Below are 22209 nucleotides of genomic sequence, written 5' to 3'. Positions count from 1 at the left end.
GACAAGGGACCGGACAATGGCGATCTTCATCAAGTATGGCGACCTCGCGGGCGAGGCGACGGCGACGGGCTACGAGAAGTGGATGGAGGTCCAGAGCCTTCAGTGGGGCGTCGGCCGTGGCATTTCCTCCGGCGTCGGCGGCGGCTCCAAGCGCGAGGCGACGGCGCCGAGCGTGTCCGAGATCGTCGTGACCAAGACGATGGACGCGATCTCCCCGCTCATGCTGAAGGAAGCGATCGGCGGTGACGCGAAGACCGTGAAGATCGACCTGACGCAGACGGATGCGAGCGGCAAGCACATCGCCTACCAGAAGTACATCCTGACCAACACGCTGATCAGCGGCTACTCGCTGAGCAGCGGCGGCGACCGCCCGTCGGAGTCGCTGTCGTTCAACTTCACCAAGGTGGACAGCGAGTACCTGAAGGTGGACGACAAGTTCAAGTCGACCACCACGGGCCACGTGATCTACGACATCGCCACCGCCAAGTCCGGCTGAGCGGCGCGGGCATCCGCCCGTACCTTCCGCCCCACCCGGCAGCGATGCCGGGTGGGGTTTTTCATGTGCGCCGTCAGGGCTGCGGCACGATCGCGAGCGAGAAGCTGCGCAGGTCGCGGCTGGCGCTGCGGAACACCGCATCCTGCCGGTGCCGCTTTTCGGCCGCGAGCTGCGGCACGCGGCGCATCACCCATTCGCCGAGCGCGAGCGCGCTGACCCGGCCCTCGCCATCTGCCGCGGCGCGGCCGCCGAGTGCCTCCAGCACTGCGAAGGCAAACACGCCGTTGCGGTCGTCGTAGCTGTCCAGCGCCTCCTGCACCGAAGTGCTGGCGGCGAGCAGGAAGCGACCGGTCTCATTTCCCAGCGCGGAAAGCTGGTCCAGCGTCAACTGGCCGGCGTGGCAGGTATCCAGCAGCAGCAGCCCGTCGCGCGCGCGGATGCGGGCGATGGCGGCGACCAGCACCGAATCCTCGATCCCCTGCCGGCGCAGCGTGGCCCAGTCGCCGGTTGCCGTCGCGTCCTGGGGCAGGAACAGGAAGCGCTGGTCCGGCTCCGTCCGCACGCCGTGCCCGCCGAGATACAGCACGAAGGTGTCCTGCGGCTTGGTCGTGCGTGCCAGATCCTCCAGCGCCGCCAGCACGCCGCGCCGCGTCGCCTGCGCATCGCGCAGCACCGTCACCTGCACGTCGCGGAACAGCCCGCCGGCCCGGGCGCGCAGCGCGCGCGCCACGGCCTCCGCATCCGGCACCGCGAAGTTCAGGTTCAAAGCCGGGTTGGCGTAGCGATTGACGCCGATGGCCAGCACCACCAGCCGCCCGGCCTCCGGCGGCGCCTGGGCGCCGGCGCGGCGCAGATCCAGTGCCGGACCCTCCGCGAACAGCGTGCGGTCCTCGGCGTATAACCGCGTGGTGATGCGGTTCGGGCCGGGGTCCAGCGGCACCTCCGCCTCCAGCGCCCCGGCATTGCCGCGGGTCCCGGCGGCCAGTTCGGGTTCGGCGCGCGCGGCGATGCGGTCATTCACCAGCACATCCAGCGGACCCAGCCCGAGGCCCCGATCGGTGGTGGCGAAGCGCAGCCGCAGCGCGGTCGCGCCTTCCGGCAGGCTGCGGCTGTCCCAGGCCAGTTCCGTGCAGCCCGCGGGCGTAACGGCGCAGGCCGATTCCGGTGCGAGCAGCGGCAGACGGCCGACGCGGGCGCGCAATTCGCCAAGCTGCGCCAGCCGGGCGCGAGCCGGCGCGCCATCCCCGGCGATGCGCGCGCGCACCGCGGCCGGTGCGTACAGCGCGCGATAGGCCTGCTGGAAGCTGGCCCATTCCGGCGTCTGCGCGCGGCCACCATTCAGATGCAGCCCGACCAGTTCCTGGCCGCCATTCGGCGCGTGGTCGAACAGCCCCTCCGGCGTCCACAGCACCCAGCGCTGCGTTTCGGCATGGATGAACAGCGCCGCCTGTTCGGTGATGGTGCCGCCGGCAATCCGCCACCAGCGCAGCGTGCCATCGCCCAGCGCGCCGACCGCGACATCGCCTGCCAGCGCCAGCCCCCAGACCGCGCCCGGCACCGGCAGGCTGGCCAGCGGGCGGCCGGCCGCGTTGAACAGCCGCAGATGGTTGTCGGTGCCGAGCAGCAGCCCGGCATCACCGTCCAGCAGCGCCAGGCTGCGGGCGAATTCACCGGCGCCGAGCGCGAGCCGCGTGCGGCCAAGCCTTGGGCTGTTGGTGTCCTGCCAATTGGTCACCACCAGCTTCGTGCTTTCGGTCCGCGCCTGTGCGAAGGCACCGCTTGCGGCGCCGCCAGGGCTGCCGGTCCCAAGTGTGCCGGCCAACGCATCGAAGACCAGCGGCGCCCCGTTCCGCCGCAGCGAAACGCGCAGCCGCGTGCCATCGGCGGAAACCGCCAGCGCCGCGCCGGTATTGCGGAAATCCGCCCCCGGCGGCCGCGGTGCGATGGCGAGCCTGCCATCCGGCGCCAGCATCCCCCAGCCCGGATCGGCGGCGGCGAAGGCCAGGCCGCCGCCGGGCAGCGGCAGCAGATGCGCGATGGCATCCCGCGCCGCCGCCACGTCGGTGAAGCCGCCGAGGCCGTAATCGCCCCAGCGGCGGATGATGAATTCCGCCGGCGCCGTGTCCCGTTGCGTGGCGATGCCGCGCGCCACCACGGCGCGCCGCGCATAGCCGGCGGCATGCAGCTGCACCCCACCGCTGCCATCCTGCGCCCAGGTCACCGCGGGCAGGCCCTCACCTTCCAGCCCCGCCAGATCGGGGGTGAAGACGGCGCGCAGATCACTGCTGGCCAGCACCTCCACCTGCAGGCGGTCCTCGAAGCCGAGCGCGATCAGCCCGCCATCCGGCGACCAGGCGAGGCCGAAGGGGCGCGCATTGGCGAGCGGCACACGCTCCACCAGCTTGCGGCCGCTGGCGTCGTACACGCGCAGCCTGCCGTCGGCGCCGCTGGCGGCCAGCCTTGGGCCGCGCGGCTCGAACGCCACCATGCGGGCGGGGCCGGCGAAGCCCGTATCCTCCCACAAGGGCGCGCCGTTGGTCGCGTTCCAGACGCGGATGCCGGCGCGTCCGCCGAAGGCCGCGGCCAGCCGCGCGCCATCGGCGGACAGCGCCAGATGCTGCACCGGCGCGGGCAGGCCGGGCAGGCGGGCCAGCATGCGGCCGCTGCCGGTATCGAACAGGTAGATCGCATAGCTGCGGTCCCAGGCCGCGCCGGTCCAGCCGGCGACGAAGGCGCGCCTGCCATCCGGCGTCAGCGCCACGGCGTAAAGCTCGCCCTCCGCCTCCGGCGCGATGGGTGGGCGCAGCACGGCGCGCAGCGTGCCTTCCGGCAGGTCCCACAGCCGCAGCGTCTTGTCGTCGGAAACGCTCGCCAGCATGCGCCCGGCCGCATCGGTGGCCAGTCGCGCCACGGGGGCGGTGTGCGCGGCCGCCTCCACCCGCAGGAAGGGTTGCTGCGGCGGCTCGGGCACCTGCGCCGCCACATTCCCCACGCAGCCGATCAGCAGCAGCAGCAGGCAGACGGTGCGAAGCATCAATGCGCTGGCAGCGCGGTGGCCAGCAGGCCAGCCAGATCGTCGGGCCATATCGTCTCCGGCAGGTATCCGAGGGCTCCGGCATACCACCAACGGTCGCCGGTCATCGCGCGTTCTTCCGCGACCAGATCCTCGTCATCCGGTGAGGCCCGACAGGCCCGCCCCGCAAGCGCGCCTGCCGCGAAGGCGCGGCGAAAGGCGCGCTGCGCCCGATCCACCACCAGCCGGCGGCCGGCGGGGCGCCGGCGCATCTCAGGTCGCCAGTTCGAAGCCCTGGCCCTGCGCCATCACACGCTCCGCCGTGCCGACGCTCTCGGCGAAGTTGTCGCGCCGGGCGATGTTGCTGGCGGCCAGCGAACGCACGTCGCCGCCCTCCGCCACGGCCGGGCGGGCCTCCAGGCTGCGCGCCTCGGGGAAGGATTGCGTCGCCGCATAGCCGCGCAGGCCGGAGCTGGTCTCCACCTGGGTGAAGCCGTTGCGCGCCGGGCGCAGCGTCACCCGTTCCCGCGGCGGCAATTGCGCGACGGCCGGGGAGGCGGCATCGGGGCGGAGATACAGCTTCACGTCGCCGCGTGGCTGCGCCGGCACGGCGCGCACCGGCATGGCGGCGGCCTGCTTCACGCCGGGGGCCACGGTGTCGATCGCCGTGTCGAACTGGGCGCCGCGGCTGGCGATCTGCCCGTTGATGGTCTGCGCCAGCTGGATGTCGCGCTGCGTGCGGGCGCGGATGTTCTCCATCGCCGCCGCCGCCTGCGGCCGCGCGAGGCGCCCGCTGCGAAGATCGGCGCGGATCTGTTCCGCGCTGCGGAAGCGGCAATCCATCAGCTGGTCGAAGGCGATCTGGGTGCGGTCGAGCTGCGCGTTCTCCGCCGCCAGGTCGCCCGCCACTGCCAGGTTCAGCGAGGCCTGGTCGGTGGCCTGCTGCTGGCGGGCGGAGAGGTAGCCGGCGGTGCCGCCCACCACGCCGCCACCCACCGCGCCGATCGCGGCGCCCGCCGCGATGCCGCTGCCGCGCTGCCCGGTGGCCGCGGCCAGCAGCCCGCCGATCAGCGCGCCGCCGACCGCGCCCATGGCGGCGCCGCGCAGGATGTCCTCGGCGAAGAAATTGCCGGTGCTGTCGAGCGCGACGAGCTGCGTGCGGCAGGCGTCGCCGTCCTCGCCACCGATCCGTGCCTCCCGCGTCGAGACGCAGGCCGTCAGCATGGTGGCGGCGGTGAGCATGGCGAGGCCGCGGTGCAGCTTGCCCCGAACTGGATTGGCCCCGACCGGGTTGGCCCCGACCGGATTGGCCTCGACCGGATTGGCCCCGACCGGGTTGGCCCGAACCGGGCCTGCCTGGGTGTCGGCAATGGGATGAGGGCGCGGCATGTGCGGCGTTCCGGCGCAGGATATGGCAACGAACGGTAACAGCGGCGACGATCCGCCGCCACCCTGCAATTCGCGTCAAGGTTGCGCCGACCGCGCAACACTGTTGCGCCCTGTTGCATCCGGCGCAGCGGTTGCTTCCGTCGGCGGCGAAGCGTGTCTATCCTGCCGGCAGGGCAGGGATTCCGCTTTCCATTTCGGATTCCCCAGGGGAGGACCTGACGGGCATGCAGCCTCCGCGACTACTCGGCATCAAGACGCATCTGCCCGACCGGGCCCTCATGGTCGTGCGGCTGAACGTGACCGAGGAGCTGGGCACGCCTTACGCGATCGAGGCCGAGGTGCTGGGCGAGGATCCGGACCTGCTGCCCGAGAGCCTGCTGACCAAGGATCTCTGCATCACCGTCACGCAGCATGGACCCTCGCCGCTGGTGCGGCACTTCCATGGCGTGGTGGCGGAATTCCAGCGCCTCGGCCCGGGCCCGGCCGGCCGCATGGCCTATCGCCTGGTGGCGGTGCCGAATCTGTGGCGGCTCGGGCTGCGCCGCAACTGCCGCATCTTCCAGGACAAGACGGTGCAGGAGGTGGTGAAGGCCGTGCTGTCCGACCACGGCCTGGCGGAGCCGAAATGGAGCATGCTGCCCGGCTTCCAGCCGATGCCCTACTGCACCCAGTTCAACGAGACCGACCTGCACTTCGTCTCCCGCCTGCTGGAAGAACACGGGCTGACCTACAGCTTCACCCATAGTGCCTCCGGCCACGAGATGAACGTGGCCTACAGCGCGCAGGGCTTCCCGCAATACGTGGTGGAGAGCATGACGGCGGAACATGGCGCGCCGCAGCTCGACCATCTCGGCGGCTGGCGGCGCATCAACCGCGCGCGCAGCGCCATGACCAAGCTGGACGACATGGACAGCGAAAGGTCGCGGCCCTCCGAGGTACTGCACGCCACAAGGCAGACCCGCACCTATGTCGAGGAAGCGCAGATGTGGGCGGGGGGCGAGGTGTTCCACTGGCCCGGCGGCATGTCCACCCGCCCCGACCTGGAGAGCGGCGAGGTGCTGATGGGCGCGCAGGAAGCCGCGTCCGAGGAATACGGCGCGGATGCGCGCGACCCGCGCTTCGCCCCCGGCGTGCGGCTTTTCGTCGGCGTGAAGCGGGAGGATGGCAGCCTCAACAACCGGCAGTTCCTGGTCACTGGCGCCCGCCACCAGGCCTCCGACACCTCCGGCCTCGTCGCTGGTGCGGGGCAGACGGAGCATTACGCCGCGCAGCTTCGCCTGGTTTTCGCCGGCCGCGTCTGGATGCCGCAGCCGCGCCACACGCGGCCGATCATGCCGGGCATGCATTCCGCCAAGGTGACCGGCCCGAAGGGGGAGAAGATCCACCTCGACGAATTCGGCCGCGTGAAGCTGCGCTTCCGCTGGGACCGCTGGGCGGAAGATGACGACACCTCCTCGATCTGGGTGCGCGTCATGCAGACGGCAGCCGGCGCCTGGGGCGGCACCTGGTTTCCACCGCGCGTGGGGGATGAGGTGCTGGTCGCCTTCCTCGATGGCGACCCGGACCGGCCGATCGTCGTCGGATCGGTCTATGGCAAGGATGCGCCGCCACCTTTCAAGCCCGGCACCAACAAGGCGCAGAGCGGCATCCTGACGCGCAGCTACAAGTCGGACAGCGCGGCGGATGCCAACATGCTGCGCTTCGAGGACAAGAAGGGCAGCGAGGACATCACGCTGCACGCGCAGAAGGACCTCACGGTCGAGGTCGAGAACGACGAGAAGCGCACCATCGGCCACAACCAGACCGAAGTGGTGCAGAATGCGCGCACCGTCACGGTGAAGGATGCGGACGACACGCTGACGCTGGAGAAGGGCAATCGGACCGAGACCATCAAGATGGGCAATGATTCGCTTGCTATCGAGATGGGCAACCGCGACACCGTGCTGAAGATGGGCAATGACAGCACGAACCTGAAGCTCGGCAACCTCTCCATCAAATGCGACCTCGGCGCCATCACGCTGGAGGCGATGCAGTCCATCACGCTGAAGGTCGGGCAATCCTCGCTGGTGGTGGACCAGACCGGCATCACGCTGAAGGGCATGCTGATCACCAGCGAGGCGCAGCTCGTGCACAAGGTGAAGGGCCTGATGGTGCAGGAGAAGGGGGACGCGCTGATCCAGGTCGAGGGCGCCCTGGTGATGATCAACTGACATGACCGAGCCCCTTCCCAAGCTTGCCGCGCCGCTGCTTCCCCTGCTGCCGCGGCTCGAGCTCGACCCACCCGCCGTCGCCGCCATCGCCGGCGCCGCGACCGCCGCGGAAGGCATCGCGAAGCTGGAGGCCGCCGGGCTGCGCAACGAGGCGGCGCGGCTGGCCGCCCATGCGCTGCCGAAGCGTGAGGCCGTGTGGTGGGGCTGCATGTGCGCCCGCGCGGTGCCCGACCCGGCGCTGACGCCGGCCGATGCCGCGGCGCTGCAGGCGGCGGAGGCCTGGGTTCGCAAGCCGGGCGATGACGGGCTGCGCCGCGCCGCGATGGAAGCGGCGCAGCGCACCGGCTTCCGAACGCCGGAAGCCTGGGCCGCCGTCGGCGCCTTCTGGTCCGGCGGCAGCATGGCGCCCGCCGGCCAGCCGGAGGTGCCGCCGCCGGACCACCTGACCGGCGTCGCCATCAGCGGCGGCGTGGTGCTGGCGGCCGTCAGAATCCGTCCCGAACGCGCGCAGGACCGGCTGGCGCGCTTCCTCGCCTCGGCACGTGACATCGCCGCCGGTGGCGCCGGGCGCATCGCGCCGGAGGAAGACTCCCAGCCGGTGGGCGCCAAGACCGCGGAGGTGGGGTGATGCCAGGACCGCCGGCTTCCCGGATCACGGACATGCATGTCTGCCCGATGGTCACGCCCGCCCCGGTGCCGATACCCCATGTCGGCGGGCCGGTGCTGATGGGCTCCCCGACCGTGCTGACCGGCAAGCTGCCGCAGGCGCGCCTCACCGATACCTGCATGTGCGTCGGGCCACCGGATATCATCGTGAAGGGCAGCATGACGGTGCTGGTGAACAAGCTGCCGGCGGCGCGCATCGGCGATACCTGCGCGCATGGCGGCGCGCTGGTGATGGGCTTCCCCACCGTGCTGATCGGCGGCTGAGGCGCGCATGTCGGAAATCACCCTGTCCGTGCTGCGTTGCCCCGATGCCGTGGTGCCAGGCCAGCGCCGCGCCACCGGCGGCGAGATCAGCCTGGGCCGCGCCGCGGAATGCGACTGGCCGCTGGCCGACCCGGACCGCGTGCTGTCCAAGCGGCACTGCGTGCTGGAGTTCTTCGGCGGTGGCTGGCAGGTGCGCGACCTGTCCACCAACGGCACCTTCGTGAACCATGCCGAGGCGCCGGTCGGTCGCGACCAGATTCGGCCGCTGCGGGATGGCGACCGGCTGCGACTCGGCGCCTATGAGATCGAGGTGCGGATCGCGGAGGCGGCGGACCAGCCCGGCTGGGGCGCCGCACCCGACCCCTTCGCGAACGCGCCGCCGAGCCAGGGTTTCGGAGGCGCATCGCTGCCCGGTTTCGGCGCTCCCTCAGGTTCGGGCTTCAGCACCCCGCCGGGACAGGATTTCGGCACCCCCCCGGGGCAGGGATTTGGCGCCCCGCCGGGGCAGGATTTCGGCGCCCCTCCGGGGCAGGGCTTTGGTACCCCTCCGGGGCAGGGCTTTGGTACCCCTCCGGGGCAGGGCTTTGGTACCCCTCCGGGGCAGGGCTTTGGTGCCCCTCCGGGGCAGGGCGGCGGCGGGCTGTTGCCGGATGATTTCGACCCCTTCGGCCCCGCTGAGCAGCAGGGCCCGATGCCGGATCACGCGCCCTCCACCGCTGAGGCCTTCATGGTCCCGCCGAGCCTGCCGGCCGGCAAGGCGCTGATCCCCGATGATTGGGACCTGGACCTCACGCCCGCGCGTCCGGCCGCGCCGCCACCCGCCGCGCCGACACCGCGCCCCACCCCGCCGCCAGCGGTGGACCCCTTCGCCGCCGACCCCTTTGGCGCACCGGCCGCGAACCCCTTCGCGCCCGTGCCGCCCACCCCAATACCGTCCGCGCCGATGCCGTCTGCGCCGATGCCGTCTGCGCCGATGCCGGCCGCGCCCCAACCGCCTGCACCCCCGGCGCCACCGCCGCGCGACCCATTCCTCGAAACCGACGACGCTTTCCGTGCGCCGCCCGCCGCCGTGCCGCACGTCCCGCCGGCCCAGTCGCCCGCGCCTGCGATGCCTCCGCCCGCCATGCCCGCGCCCGCCATGCCCGCGCCGGACAGCGCCGCATCCCTGGCCGCGCTGCTGGACGGCGCCGGCCTGCCGCCGCAGATGGCAGCGCAACTCGCCGCGCAGAATCCGGATGCCGCGCTGCGTGCCGCCGGTGCCGTGCTGCGCGCCGCGATCACCGGCATCCGCGCCCTGCTGATCGCGCGGGCCGATGTGAAGCGCGAATTCCGCATCGAGCAGACCATGCTCCGCGCGGCCAACAACAACCCGCTGAAATTCGCCGCCACCGAGGACCAGGCCCTCGCCGCGCTGCTCGACCCGCGCAGCCCGGCGCTGGCCGCGGTGCAGGAGACCGTGGAGGATCTGACGGCGCATCAGGTGGCAACGCTCGCCGCCACCCAGGCCGCTGCCCGCGCCTTGCTGGAACGCCTGGCCCCCGCCTCGATCGAGGCCGACGATCCCGGCGGCGGCCTGCTGCCGGGCGCGAAGGAGAAGCGGCTGTGGGATTCCTACCGGCGCCGCCATGGGCTGCTGGTGGAGCAGTTCGAGGATGATTTCGACAGCGCCTTCGGCAAGGCCTTCGCAAGGGCCTATGAACAGGCCACCACACGGCGAGAGCGCTGAGGGATAACGAAGCAAGATGGTCTGGCACGACAAGGTGGTCTGGCAGGAAGGCATGTTCCTTCGCGCGCAGCACTTCCAGCAGCAGGACCGGCACTTCGAGCATCTGCTCCAGGCGCGGACCGCGCCGCTGCGACCGCATCCCTGGGGCGTCACTGAATTATCGCTGGACCGGGATCTGCTGGCCGCCGGCCGCTTCGCGCTGTCCGGCGCCATGGGCGTGATGGAGGATGGCACGCCCTTCGCCATCCCCGGCACCGCCGATGCGCCGCTGCCGCTGGACCTGCCGGAGGGCACCCGCAACGCCGTGGTGTATCTCGCATTGCCGCTGCGCCAGCCCGGCAGCCCGGAGGTCGCCAACCCCGATGCCGGCCCCGAGGCCGCCCGCGCCCGCCACACGCTGCGCGCCTTCGAGGCCTTCGACACCCATAGCGACAGCACCATGGCCGCCGAACTCGGCATCGGGCGCCTGCGGATGCGCTACATGCTGGAGAGCGAGGAGCGCGCCGGCTATGCCTGCCTGGGTCTCGCCCGGGTGGTGGAGGTGCAGGCGGATCGCCGCGTGGTGCTGGATGAACGCTTCATCCCGCCCTGCCTGCGCGTCTCCGCCGCCGCGGTGCTGAACAACCTGGTGGCGGAGCTGGTCGGCATGCTGGGCCAGAGGGGGGAGGCGCTGGCCGCCCGACTCGGCCAGCCCGGCGCGCGCGGCGTCGCCGATGTGGCGGACTTTCTTCTGTTGCAGACCATCAACCGCTGGCAGCCGCTGATCGCGCATTGGGCCGATGCCGGGAACCTGCACCCCGAGACGCTGTTCGCTGCGCTGGTGCAGGTGGCGGGCGAGTTGGCCACCTTCACGGCGCCGGACAAGCGCGCCACCGCCTATCCCTCCTACCGGCACGACGATCTGCAACGCAGCTTCGCGCCCGTGGTGGCCGATCTGCGCCGCTCGCTCTCGGCGGTGCTGGAGACGAATGCTGTCTCGATCCCGCTGCAGGACCGCAATTTCGGCGTCCGCGTCGGCGCCATCACCGATCGCAACCTGCTGCGCGCCAGCCAGTTCGTGCTGACCGTCGCTGCCGATGTCCCCGGCGAGCAGATCCGCAGGATCTTCCCGAACCAGGTGAAGATCGGCGCCGTCGAGCATATCCGCGAGCTGGTGAATGTGGCGCTGCCCGGCATTGCCGTGCGGCCGCTGCCCGTCGCCCCGCGGCAGATTCCCTTCAACGCCGGCGCCACCTATTTCGAGCTCGATAGGGGCAGTCCGCACTGGCAGCAGATGCAGACCTCGGGCGGCTTCGCCATCCATGTCTCCGGCGAATTCCCTGGGCTGCGCATGGAGCTCTGGGCGATCCGCGCATGAGCGACAATCCCTTCTCCGAACCCGACGACAATGACCGCACGGTGGTGCGCGGCCCCGGTGGGGGTATGGGTGGTGCGGTGCCGCCACCGCCGCCCCGCACCGCCGCCCCCGCCCAGCCTGCCGCGCCGATGCAAGCCGCGCCGCGCATGGCCGGCGAGGCGGAGGCATTACCGAAGGTCGGCCTCTCGCCACTGGCCGCCGCCGCCGCGCCGCTGCTGGACCTGCTGGCCCGCCTCGGCGCCGGCCCGCAGGCCGCGCAGGTGGCGAACCCCGAGGAACTGCGCGAACGCGCCATGCGCGCGCTGCGCGCCTTCGAGGCCGAGGCCCGCGCGCTGGAGGTCACGCCCGACCAGCTTCGTGCCGCGCATTACGCGCTCTGCGCCGCGCTGGATGATGTGGCGCTCGCCACCCCCTGGGGCCAGGCGAGCGGCTGGGCCACGCGCTCCCTCGTCTCCTCCTTCCACCAGGAAGTCCGCAGCGGCGAGCGATTCTTCGACCTGCTGACCGGCATGCAGAAGGACCCCGGCCGGTACCTGCCGGCGCTGGAGATCTGCTACCTCTGCCTCGCCTTGGGCTTCCAGGGCCGCTACCGCCTGGCGCCGCGCGGCCATGCGGAACTCGACCGCATCCGCGAAGGCCTGTTCCAGCTTCTGGTGCAGCTGCGCGGCAACTGGGAACGCGAATTGTCGCCGCATTGGCGCGGCGTCGATGCGCCGCATCGCGGGCCCGGCCGCTCCGTCCCCGCCTGGGTGGCGGGCGCGGTGGCCGTGGCGCTGCTGGCCTTCGGCTGGATCTTCGTCTCGGACCAGGTGAATGCGGCGGGTGACGGCTTGCAGGCGCGCCTCGCCAGCCTGCCGCCCGGCGCGCTGCCGGGCATCGACCGCACCGCCCCGCCGGTGCCGCCCGCGCCGCCCCCGCCGCCGCCGCCCACCGCGCGGCCGGATCTGATCGAGCGCGTCCGCACCTTCCTGGCGCCGGAGATCCAGCAGAACCTGGTGGTGGTGGATGGCGATGCGCAGCGCCTGACCATCCGCATCAAGGGCCGAGGCATGTTCGGTTCCGGCAGCGCCAGCGTGGAGTCGAATTTCCTGCCGCTGCTGAACCGCATCGCCGAAGCCATGGCGGAGGAACGCGGACGCGTCGTGCTGTACGGCCATTCGGACAGCCAGCCGATCCGTACCGTCCGCTTCCCCTCCAACCACCATCTGTCGCTGGCCCGCGCGGAAGCCGCGATGCGCGTCATTGCCGCCGCCAGCGCTGATCCCGGCCGCTTCAGCGCCGTCGGCCGCGCCGATACCGAGCCGCTGGCCAGCAACGCCACCGCCGCGGGGCGCGAGGAGAATCGCCGCATCGAACTCGTGCTGACGCGTGGGGAGCCCCGCTGATGAAGGCCTTCCTCACCATCCCCGCCCTGGGCGGGTTGTTCGGCGCGCTGATCCTGGTGCCGGTGATCTGGCTGTTTGCCCCGGCGCTGCTGGGCATCGAGGCGCTGTGGCTGCTCGGCCTGCTCGCCGCGCTGCCGGTGCTGGTCTGGCTGGCCGTGATGCTGGTGGTGGTGCAGCGCCGCCGCAAGCGGGAGGCCGGGCTGATCGCCGGCGTCACCGCCGCCGACACCGCCGCCGCGAAGGACAAGGCGAGCGCGGAGGCCGCGAGCGCCGAGGAACAAGCTGTCTCCGCCCGGCTGGCGGAGGCGCTGGGCGCGCTGAAGACGGCCGGCGGCGGCAAGGGCGGCTATCTGTATGAGCGGCCCTGGTACGTCATCATCGGCCCGCCCGGCTCCGGTAAGACCACCGCCATCGAGAATTCCGGCCTGAACTTTCCTCTGTCCGCCGGCCGGGTGAAGGGCGTCGGCGGCACGCGGAACTGCGATTGGTGGATCGCCGAGCAGGCGGTGCTGATCGATACGGCTGGCCGCTACACCACGCAGGATTCGGACGCGCAGGCGGACAAGGCCGGCTGGGAACGCTTTCTCGAATTGCTGAAGCGGCAGCGGCCGAAGCAGCCGCTGAACGGCGTGGTCGTCGCCTTCGGCGCGGATATGATCAGCCGGCTGGATGCGGCGCAGCGGGATGCGCATGCGCAGACCGTGCGCAACCGGATCCGGGAGCTGGAGCAGAAGCTCGGCCAGCGCCTGCCGGTGTATTTCGTCGTCAGCAAGGCCGACCTCATCGTCGGTTTTTCCGAGTTCTTCGACGATCTCGACAAGGAAACCCGTGCCCAGGTCTGGGGCGTGACCTTCCCCGAGGATGCCGGGCCGGACGGCCATGCGGCGAAGCTGCCGGCCGAATTCGCCGCGCTGACGCAGCGTTTGCAGGACCGGCTGCTGGAGCGGTTGCAGGCCGAACGTGGCCCGGAACAGCGCGCCCGCATCGGCGGCTTCCCGGCGCAGTTCGCCTCCCTCGAAGCGCCCCTGCAGGCCTTCGTCACCGCTGCCTTCGGCGGATCGAAGCTCGACCCCGCGCCCTTCCTGCGCGGCATCTACTTCACCTCCGGCACCCAGGAAGGCACGCCGATCGACCGGCTGACCGGCGCGCTGTCCCGCGCCTTCGGCCTCGATCCGCGCCGCCCGGCCTCCGTCATGGGCCAGAAGGGGCGCAGCTATTTCCTCGGCCGGCTGCTGCGGGACGTGGTGTTCGGCGAGGCCCGCCTGGCAGCACGCGACCGTGGCCAGGCCAAGCGCGGCCGCCTGGTGCAGGCCGGCGCCTGGGCGGCGGCGCTGCTGCTGCTGATCGGCGGCGGCGCCTGGGGCTATGCCGCGATGAACGCGGAGGCGACCCGCCGCGCCAATCTGCAAGCCGCCATCGCCCGCGCCGAACAGGCCGCCCAGGGCCTGCCGCTGGACCGCATCACAGCCGAAGACGAACTGCTGCGCGTCATCCCCTATCTCGACGCCACCCGCGCCTTGCCGGCTGCCGCCCGCGCCGAGGGTGTCGGACTCGGGCTGAGCCAGGAGGCGAAGCTGGTGGAGGCCGGCGACCTCTCCTACGAGCGTGCGCTGGACCGCGTGCTGCTGCCCCGCCTGCTGGCGAGGCTGGAGAACCAGATCCGCGCCGGCATGCAGCGCCCGGAATTCCTGTACGAGGCGACCCGCATCTACCTGATGCTCGGCCGCGCCGGCCCGATGGACCGCGCCCTGGTGCAGGAATGGATGACGCTGGACTGGCAGCAGGCCTTCCCCGGCGCCGTCGGCACCCCGGTGCGGGATGCGCTGTCCGGCCATCTGCAAGCCCTGCTCGCCACCGATTTCAGCCGCTACGCGCTGGATGGCGCGCTGGTGGACCAGGCGCGGCGCATCTTCTCCCGCCTGCCCATGGCGGAGCGCATCTACAGCCGGCTTCGGACGGCAGCCAACAACGCGCCGCCCTGGAAGCCGGGCGATGCGATGGGCGTCGCCGGCCAGCGCTGGTTCGCCACCGCCTCCGGCCGCCCCATTGCGGAGCTCGCCGTGCCCGGGCTGTTCACGGTGGACGGGCTGCACAAGGCGCTGCTGCCGCAATTGCCGCGCGCCATCCTGGAAGCGGCCTCCGAAAGCTGGGTGCTGGGGGCGGAGGCGGCGACCGCCATGGCCGGCGACCCGCGCCAGTTGGAAGCCGCGGTGCTGCGTCTGTACGCGGAGGATTACGCCCGCGCCTGGCAGGCCATGCTGGCCGACATCGTGCTGCCGCCCTTCCGCAACCTGCACCAGGCGGCGGAGGCGCTGAACCTGCTCGGCGCGCCGAATTCCCCGCTGCGCGACGTGCTGCGCGGCGCCGCCCGCCAGCTTTCCCCCGGCACGCCGCCGGAAGCCCCGGCCGCGGCCGCCACCGAGGCCGCACAGGCCGCCGCTGCCAGCACCAGCCGTCTCGCCGCCGCCGTCGGCGCCGCCTTGCAGCCTTCCTCCGCCGCGCCGGTCGCCACCATCGTGGAGGAACGCTTCCGGCCGTTGCGGGAGGTGGCGGGCCAGCCGCTCGACGCCATCCTGGCCATCGTCAACGAGCTGTATGTGCAGGTGGCCCGCGTGGTGTCCTCGCCGCCCGGCACCGTCATCCCGCCCAGCATCGGCCTCGACCCCGGCCAGCGCCTGGCGGCGGAGGCGCAGCGGGCGCCGGAACCACTCTCCCGCTGGCTCAACACCCTGTCGCTCTCCACCGCCACCGCCCGGAGCGGCGGCGCGCGCGCCGCCATCGCGGCGGCCGGCGGCGCGGCGCTGGCGCCCTTCTGCCGCGGGCTGGAGACGCGCTTCCCCTTCCGCCAGACGCTCTCCGCCGCGGACACGCCCTATGATGACTTCGTCCGCCTGTTCGGCCCGGGCGGCGTCTTCGACCAGTTCTTCGCCCAGCATCTGCGGAACTTCGTCGACACCACCCAGAATCCCTGGCGGCCGGTTGCCGCCGACGGCCTGGTGCCGCCCGTCACCCAGGCGGACCTGCGGCAATTCCAGCGCGCCGCCGCCATCCGCGACGCCTTCTGGCCCGCCGGCATTGCCGGTGCAGCGATGGGGCTGCGCTTCGAACTGGTGCCGCTGGGCATCGACCCCGGCGCCACCGGCGCGGTGCTGGAGGTGGAGGGCAATCGCGTGGTGCTGGCCGGGGAGGGCGCCACCAGCCGGCCGATCCCCATGCAATGGCCCGCCCGCGGCGGCATCACCCTGACCTTCGACCCGCCAAGCTCGGCCGGGCCGCTGGCGACGGATGGTGCCTGGGCGGCGATGCGGCTGGTCTCCCGCGGGCGGCTGACCACCACCCGGGCGGCGGACCGGCTGCGGCTGACCCTGCAGCACGGCGAGCGCCGGGCGGAGTTCGAGCTGCGCGCCTCCTCCATCGTGCATCCCTTCGGGCTGCGCGAGTTGCAGGATTTCCGCTGCCCGGCACTGGCCCCATGAGCACCGCCACCCCCCCGAAAGCCGGCTGAGATGCCCACCGGCTTCCTCGGCAAGCTGCCGGCGCATGGTGATTTCCTGCGGCGGGCGCTGCCGGAGGATTTCGCCGTGCCGTGGGATGACTGGCTGCAGGCGGGCCTGGCGGCGCTGCGCGAGGGGCTGGACGACACGGCCTTCGCCGCCGCCTGGGACGCAACGCCGGCCTGGCGCTTCCTCCTGCCGGCGGGTGCCTGCGGCGCATCCCGCGTCGCCGGGGTGATCCTGCCGAGCGAGGACCTGGTCGGCCGGCGCTACCCGCTGACCCTGGCCGCGCTGCTGCCGCCTGCCTCTCCCGCCCCCGCCGAGGCCTGGTTCGACAGCCTGCAGGAAGCCGGCCAGCAGGCTCGCGCGCTGGGCCAGGATGCCGATGCGCTGCTGGCGGCCCTGCCCGAACCCTGGGCGGCGGAAACCTCGCCGGAGGAGGGCTGGTGGCTGACACCGGAGCACCACTGGCCGCTGCCGGCGCTGCCGCCGCCGATGCTGTTCCGCGTGCTGGTGGAGGGCGGGGGATGAACGGCGCATTGGCCAGCGAGGCCGCCACCCACCCTGGTACGGTGCGATCTCGGAACGAAGATGCCTTCGTGGACCGCCCCGATGTCGGGCTGTGGGCGGTAGCCGATGGCGCGGGGGGGCATGGCGCCGGCGATGTCGCCTCCGCCGCCGCCGTCGCCGCGTTGCAGGACCTGCCGCCGGCGCTTTCGGCGGCGGAGATGCTGGCGCAGGTGCGGCTGCGGATCACCGCCGTGCATGCGGAATTGCAGCGCCGGGCGCAGGAGGCCGGGCCGGGCCGGATCATCGCCACCACGCTGGCGGTGCTGCTGGCGCGTGGCGGGCATTTCGCCTGCCTGTGGGCCGGCGACAGCCGCATCTACCTGCTGCGCGACGGCGCCTTCACCCGCCTGACCCGCGACCACAGCCTGGTGCAGGACCTTGTGGACCAGGGCGTGCTGCGGGAGGAGGAGGCGGAGGCCCACCCGCAGGCCAATGTCATCACCCGCGCGGTGGGTGCCGCCGGGGAGCTGGAACTCGACAAGACCAGCGCCCGCCTGGCCCCCGGGGACCTGTTTCTTCTATGCAGCGACGGGCTGTTCAAGGCCGTGCCCGAAGCCGAGATCGGCCGCATGCTGACGGATGGCTTCGGGGCGGAGGTGCTGCTGCAGGCGGCGCTGGCCAATGGCGCGCGGGACAATGTGACGGCCATCGTCGTCCGCGCAGCCTGAAAAGCCCTCTCCACCCGCAGGAGGGAGAGAGAGGGTTGGGTGAGGGCGGCCAGCCGCTACAGCGCGATCTTGCCATCCCCCAGCACCGCCTTGTAGCGCTCGATCTCCAGCGCCAGGAAGGCGCGGAATTCGGCGCCGCGGCGGCTGGCCGGGATCGACCCGCCGGTGGTCAGGATGCGCTGGAAGGCCGGCGCATGCATCGCCTGGTCCGACGCCGTGCCGAGCTTCGCCACGATCTCCGCCGGCAGCCCGGCCGGGCCGAAGATGCCGACCCAGCTCTGCGCATCGATATCCCCGAAACCCTGTTCCTGCAGCGTCGTCAGATCCGGCAGCGGGCCGATGCGGGCCAGGGTGCCGGCGGCCAGCGGGCGCAGCTTGCCGTCATTGATCAGCGGGCCGACCGTGTTGATGCCCTCGATCGTCATGTCGACGCGCCCGGCGATCAGATCCGCCATGGCCGGCGCGCTGCCGCGATAGGGCACGTGGGTGAACTCGACGCCCGCCTTCTGCGCCAGCATGGAGCACGCCGTGTGGTGGACCGACCCGATGCCGGCCGAGCAGAAGGAGATCGCCCCGGGACGCGCCTTCGCCGCCGCGATGAGGTCCGCCGTGGTCCGGAAGGGGGACGCGGTCGGCACCACCAGCAGATGCGGGTGCACGGCCAGCTGCGCCACCGCCGTCAGGTCGTTCAGCGGGTCGAAGGGCAGGTTGGAGAAGAGCGCGGCGGAAACCGCATTCGGCGTGGAATGGCCGAGCAGCAGCACGGAGCCATCCGCCGGCGCCTTGGCCACCGCATCGGCGGCAATGGTGCCGGAGGCGCCGGAGCGGTTCTCCACCACGAAGTTCTGGCCGAGGATGGCAGTGTATTGCTCCGCGATCGCGCGGGCGACGATGTCCGTGAAGCCGCCGGGCGCGAAGCCCACCAGCAGGCGGACCGGCCGGTTCGGCCAGGTGCCTTGTGCCAAAGCAGGGGCGGCAAGCAGGGAAAGGGCGGCGACGCCGAGGCTACGACGTGAGGGCATCTGGGATACTCCTGATGCCCGAGCGTAACCGGTGTTTCTGCGGCGCAGCAATATGGGTGAGGTCGAAGCCCCCACCCGACCTCCCCCGCAAAGCGGGGGAGGGGAAGCAGGTCTCAGCCGCCGAAGGCGTTCAGGCCGGTCTGGGCGCGGCCGAGGATCAGCGCATGGACGTCATGCGTGCCCTCATAGGTGTTCACCGTCTCCAGGTTCATGACGTGGCGGATCACGTGGTACTCGTCCACGATTCCGTTGCCGCCATGCATGTCCCGCGACATGCGCGCGATATCCAGCGACTTGCCGCAATTGTTGCGCTTGACCAGGGAGATCATCTCCGGCGCGACCTTATGCTCGTCGAACAGCCGGCCGACGCGCAGCACGGCGTGCAGGCCCAGCGTGATCTCGGTCTGCATGTCGGCCAGCTTCTTCTGGATGAGCTGCGTCTGCGCCAGCGGGCGGCCGAACATCTTGCGGTTCATCGTGTAGTCGCGCGCCGCATGCCAGCAGAACTCGGCGGCGCCCAGCGAACCCCAGGCGATGCCATAGCGGGCACGATTGAGGCAGGAGAAGGGGCCGGCGAGGGACTTCACGCCCGGGAGCTTGTTCTCCTCCGGCACGAAGACTTCATCCATCATGATCATGCCGGTGACCGAGGCGCGCAGGCTAAATTTTCCTTCAATTTTCGGAAAAGTCAGCCCCTTCATCCCCCGCTCCAGCAGGAAACCCCGGAGAACGCCCTCATCATCCTTGGCCCAGACCACCGCCACATCGGCGATCGGGGAATTGGTGATCCAGGTCTTGGAGCCGCTGACCAGGTAGCCGCCATCCACCTTCTTCGCGCGGGTGCGCATCGAGGACGGGTCGGAACCCGCATCCGGCTCGGTCAGGCCGAAGCAGCCGACCCATTCGCCGGTGCGCAGCTTCGGCAGGAACTTCTGCTTCTGCTCCTCCGACCCGAAGGCGTGGATCGGGTACATCACCAGGGAGGACTGCACGGAGAAGGCGGAGCGATAGCCGCTATCCACCCGCTCCACTTCCCGCGACATCAGGCCGTAGGAGACATAGGACACGCCGGCGCAGCCATAGCCCTCGAGCGTGGCGCCCAGGAAGCCCATCTCGCCGAACTCGTTCATGATCTCCCGGTCGAAGGTCTCGTTCCGGTTCGCCATGAGCACGCGCGGCATCAGCTTTTCCTGGCAGAACTCGCGCGCCGCATCGCGGATCATGCGCTCATCCTCGGTCAGCGCCTGGTCCAGCAGCAGCGGGTCGTCCCAGGTGAAGGGGGAGCTGCTGGACTTCTTCGCGCCAGCTTGCTGGGCGACCGGGGTGACGACGTTCATGGCTTCCTCCTGGCGGGCGGCGACAGCTGTGGAAATAGGGTCGCGGCCCGCAAATGGCACCCGCGACCTCCAGGCTTTGATGGACTATCCGGCAATCTGGCCGGGCAATCTGGCGCGAGCGCCGGAATCCGGCAACCGCCGGGTCGCGATTACGCGGCCTCGGCGTCCGAGGACGTGTCCCGGCGCGGCTTCGGCACGCTCAGCAGCATGAAGGCCGGCACCGCATCGCCGAAACCGCGCGGGGAGGGACCAGCTTCGCGGTCTTCCCGGCGCTCGCGGCGGAATTCCTCGCGCCGTGCCTCCAGCGATTGCGGCTCCTCCCGCTTCGTGTCGCGGCGCGGGCCGCGATCGTCACGCGGCGGGCGTGCCTCGTCACGCGGCGGACGCGCCTCGTCCCGCACCGGGCGGACATCCTCACGCGGCGGGCGCGCCTCGTCGCGCGGCGGGCGGGCATCGCGGCGCGGGCCGCGATCTTCCCGCGGCGGGCGCTCGGCGCGCACGGCTTCCTCGGCGCGCGCCGGCGGCGGCGCGTCGCGGCGCGGCTCGCGACCGCGGTCGCGCCCACGGCCGCCATCGCGTCCCTTGCCGACATCACGGCCGCCGGATTCGCGTCCACCGGCTTCGCGGCCAGCGGGGGCGGCGCGGCCGCCACGGCCGCGGCGGGCCTTGGCGCCTTCCTCGATCTCCTCGGCCGTCACCGGCTCCAGACCCTCGATCTCCATGCGCGGGATCGGCATGCCGGTCAGGCGCTCGATCGCCGCGACGGATTTCGCATCCTCGGGGGCTGCCAGCGAATAGGCATGGCCCTGACGCCCGGCGCGGCCGGTACGGCCGATGCGGTGGACGTAGTCCTCCGCATGGAACGGCACGTCGAAGTTGAAGACGTGGCTGAGGCCGCCGATGTCCAGCCCGCGCGCGGCAACGTCGCTGCACACCAGGATCTGGATCTCGTTCGCCTTGAAGCGGTTCAGCGTCGCGAAGCGCACCGACTGCTCCAGGTCGCCATGCAGCGCGCCGACCGAGAAGCCGTGCTTCTTCAGCGACTTGTACAGGACGTCCACTTCGACCTTGCGGTTGCAGAACACCAGCGCGTTCTGCACCGCTTCCTTGTTCAGCAGCTTCCGCAGCGCTTCCCGCTTCTCATGCTCCCGCACCCATACCAGGCCGGTGGTGATGGTGGTGGCGACGGTTGCGGGCGCGGAGACGGTGATCTCGCGCGGATTCTGCAGGAAGGCATCCGCCAGGCGGCGGATTTCCGGCGCCATGGTGGCGGAGAAGAACAGCGTCTGGCGCATGCGCGGCAGCATGGAGACGATGCGCTCGACATCCGGGATGAAGCCCATGTCCAGCATGCGGTCGGCCTCGTCGATGACGAGCACCTTGCAATCCGCCAGCAGGATGCGGCCGCGGTCGAACAGGTCCAGCAGCCGGCCCGGGGTCGCGATCAGCACGTCCACGCCCTTCTCGAGCACGTCGCGCTGGTCGTTCATGCTCTCGCCGCCGATCAGCAGCGCGTGCGTGAGGTTCAGGTGCTTGCCGTACTTCACGAAGTTCTCGGCAACCTGCAGCGCCAGCTCGCGCGTCGGCTCCAGGATCAGGCTGCGCGGCATGCGTGCCTTGGCGCGGGACCCGGCCAGGATGTCCAGCATCGGCAGGGTGAAGCCGGCGGTCTTGCCGGTGCCGGTCTGCGCGCAGCCCAGCACGTCGCGGCCCATCAGGACGATCGGGATCGCCTGTTCCTGGATCGGCGTGGGGTGCAGGTAGCCGGTATCGGCCACGGCGCGCAGGATCGGCTCGGACAGGCCGAGATCGGCGAAGGTGGTGCGCGGCGGTTCCTCGGCGGCCCAGCTCGCGGCTTCCTCCCGCGCTTCCTGTGCCGCCTCGGTCTCGGCCTCCGTCAGCACGGGGGTCTCGTCGGCAGGCTCGGCCTGGGCCTCCGGCACCACTGCCACCTCGGCAGCCGGGGCTGCCTCGGCTGCCGGCTCGGGGGCGACCGGCTCGGGCGCAACCGGTTCTGGGGCGGCCGGCTCCGCAGCGACCGGCTCCTGCACGACCGGCTCGGGCGCCGCGGATTCCTGGGCAGCCGGCTCGGCCGCAACAGGTTCCGGCGCAACCGGCTCGGCTGCGGCAGGCTCCGCCGGGGGCATCTCGGCAACGGGCTCGTGCGCCTCGGCGAGCAGCCCTGGCACCTCGGCTTCGCGCGCCTTGGCCGCGGCGGCCTCGGCCTTGGCGGCGCGGGCTGCCAGCGTCTTGGCGCTGGGTGCCCGGCGCTTGCGCGGCGCGGGTGCTGCTTCCGCAGCCCCCGATTCCTCAGCCTCCGATTCCGCAGCCTTCGGCACCGCGGACGTTTCCGTCGCGGGGGTGCCGGCTTCGGCCGGGGCGGCGGCGGTGTGTTCAGTCTCGGCCGCGCGCGGGGCGGTCGCGTCGCTATGATCGCTCAACGTGCTTGGTTCTCTGCATGCCTCGGACCTGCCCGCCACCTGCACGCATCCCATCAGGACGCGCATTCAGCGGGGGCGCCCCACAGGCGCGATGACAGGCGCTTGGCGGGGCCGGGCGGGATGCAGCGCATATGCGCCGCAATGGCCGGGAAATCAAGGCAAGACGCCACC

At 71.8% G+C, this 22209-nt stretch carries 16 protein-coding genes; 10 read left to right on the top strand and 6 right to left on the bottom strand.

Features of this window, described 5'->3' with window-relative positions:
• Positions 1–16: 16 nt before the first annotated feature.
• The gene (locus HB662_RS19270) at positions 17–496 is read left to right on the top strand and encodes an Hcp family type VI secretion system effector (protein WP_168051664.1); all 480 of its coding nucleotides are present in this window, start codon (positions 17–19) and stop codon (positions 494–496) included.
• A gap of 73 nt (positions 497–569) precedes the next feature.
• Here the strand turns inward: HB662_RS19270 and HB662_RS19265 are convergent, their stop codons facing one another.
• From HB662_RS19265 to HB662_RS28825, 3 genes are read right to left on the bottom strand one after another with little or no spacing between them, the layout of a single operon-like run.
• The gene (locus HB662_RS19265) at positions 570–3530 is read right to left on the bottom strand and encodes a caspase family protein (RefSeq protein WP_168051662.1); all 2961 of its coding nucleotides are present in this window, start codon (positions 3528–3530) and stop codon (positions 570–572) included.
• Positions 3530–3781, bottom strand: coding sequence for a hypothetical protein (locus HB662_RS19260; protein WP_168051660.1), 252 nt, complete (start codon positions 3779–3781; stop codon positions 3530–3532). The genes HB662_RS19265 and HB662_RS19260 overlap by 1 nt, the downstream gene beginning before the upstream one ends.
• A gap of 1 nt (position 3782) precedes the next feature.
• Positions 3783–4898, bottom strand: coding sequence for an SH3 domain-containing protein (locus HB662_RS28825; protein ID WP_171970258.1), 1116 nt, complete (start codon positions 4896–4898; stop codon positions 3783–3785).
• 224 nt (positions 4899–5122) lie between these two features.
• Between HB662_RS28825 and HB662_RS19250 the strand changes: the two genes are divergently transcribed.
• From HB662_RS19250 to HB662_RS19210, 9 genes are read left to right on the top strand one after another with little or no spacing between them, the layout of a single operon-like run.
• On the top strand, positions 5123–7108 hold the full coding sequence (locus HB662_RS19250) for a type VI secretion system Vgr family protein (protein ID WP_168051658.1): 1986 nt from the start codon (positions 5123–5125) through the stop codon (positions 7106–7108).
• Between the two features lies 1 nt (position 7109).
• On the top strand, positions 7110–7736 hold the full coding sequence (locus HB662_RS19245; protein WP_168051656.1) for a DUF6931 family protein: 627 nt from the start codon (positions 7110–7112) through the stop codon (positions 7734–7736).
• Positions 7736–8038: a PAAR domain-containing protein gene (locus HB662_RS19240; RefSeq protein WP_168051654.1), complete on the top strand. Its 303-nt coding sequence runs from the start codon at positions 7736–7738 to the stop codon at positions 8036–8038. The genes HB662_RS19245 and HB662_RS19240 overlap by 1 nt, the downstream gene beginning before the upstream one ends.
• Positions 8039–8045: 7 nt before the next feature.
• Positions 8046–9764, top strand: coding sequence for a type VI secretion system-associated FHA domain protein TagH (gene tagH, locus HB662_RS29775; RefSeq protein ID WP_168051652.1), 1719 nt, complete (start codon positions 8046–8048; stop codon positions 9762–9764).
• A gap of 16 nt (positions 9765–9780) precedes the next feature.
• Positions 9781–11121: a type VI secretion system baseplate subunit TssK gene (gene tssK / locus HB662_RS19230; RefSeq protein WP_168051650.1), complete on the top strand. Its 1341-nt coding sequence runs from the start codon at positions 9781–9783 to the stop codon at positions 11119–11121.
• A complete protein-coding gene (tssL, locus tag HB662_RS19225) occupies positions 11118–12506 on the top strand; it encodes a type VI secretion system protein TssL, long form (RefSeq protein WP_168051648.1) in 1389 nt (462 codons plus the stop codon). Before tssK ends, tssL begins: the two co-directional genes overlap by 4 nt.
• Positions 12506–15982 (top strand): type VI secretion system membrane subunit TssM, encoded by a 3477-nt coding sequence (gene tssM / locus HB662_RS19220; RefSeq protein WP_168051646.1) that lies wholly within the window; start codon positions 12506–12508, stop codon positions 15980–15982. Before tssL ends, tssM begins: the two co-directional genes overlap by 1 nt.
• 30 nt (positions 15983–16012) lie before the next feature.
• On the top strand, positions 16013–16531 hold the full coding sequence (gene tagF / locus HB662_RS19215) for a type VI secretion system-associated protein TagF (protein ID WP_168051644.1): 519 nt from the start codon (positions 16013–16015) through the stop codon (positions 16529–16531).
• Positions 16528–17238, top strand: coding sequence for a PP2C family protein-serine/threonine phosphatase (locus HB662_RS19210; protein WP_168051642.1), 711 nt, complete (start codon positions 16528–16530; stop codon positions 17236–17238). Before tagF ends, HB662_RS19210 begins: the two co-directional genes overlap by 4 nt.
• A gap of 56 nt (positions 17239–17294) precedes the next feature.
• Here HB662_RS19210 and HB662_RS19205 read toward each other — a convergent pair whose 3' ends face one another.
• The 3 genes from HB662_RS19205 to HB662_RS19195 all read right to left on the bottom strand — a co-directional run bounded on the left by HB662_RS19205 (position 17295) and on the right by HB662_RS19195 (position 21312).
• Complete coding sequence (locus HB662_RS19205) at positions 17295–18260, bottom strand: Bug family tripartite tricarboxylate transporter substrate binding protein (protein ID WP_168051640.1); 966 nt, start codon at positions 18258–18260, stop codon at positions 17295–17297.
• A gap of 113 nt (positions 18261–18373) precedes the next feature.
• Positions 18374–19597 carry an acyl-CoA dehydrogenase gene (locus tag HB662_RS19200; RefSeq protein WP_168051638.1) on the bottom strand — a complete coding sequence of 408 codons (1224 nt, stop codon included), beginning with the start codon at positions 19595–19597 and terminating at the stop codon, positions 18374–18376.
• 149 nt (positions 19598–19746) lie between these two features.
• The gene (locus tag HB662_RS19195; RefSeq protein WP_408871649.1) at positions 19747–21312 is read right to left on the bottom strand and encodes a DEAD/DEAH box helicase; all 1566 of its coding nucleotides are present in this window, start codon (positions 21310–21312) and stop codon (positions 19747–19749) included.
• Positions 21313–22209 lie beyond the last annotated feature (897 nt).

Source organism: Falsiroseomonas frigidaquae, assembly GCF_012163145.1.
Taxonomy (GTDB): domain Bacteria; phylum Pseudomonadota; class Alphaproteobacteria; order Acetobacterales; family Acetobacteraceae; genus Falsiroseomonas; species Falsiroseomonas frigidaquae.
The sequence above is the reverse complement of the archived record's forward strand: the minus strand, read 5'-3'. Positions and strand labels throughout refer to the sequence as shown.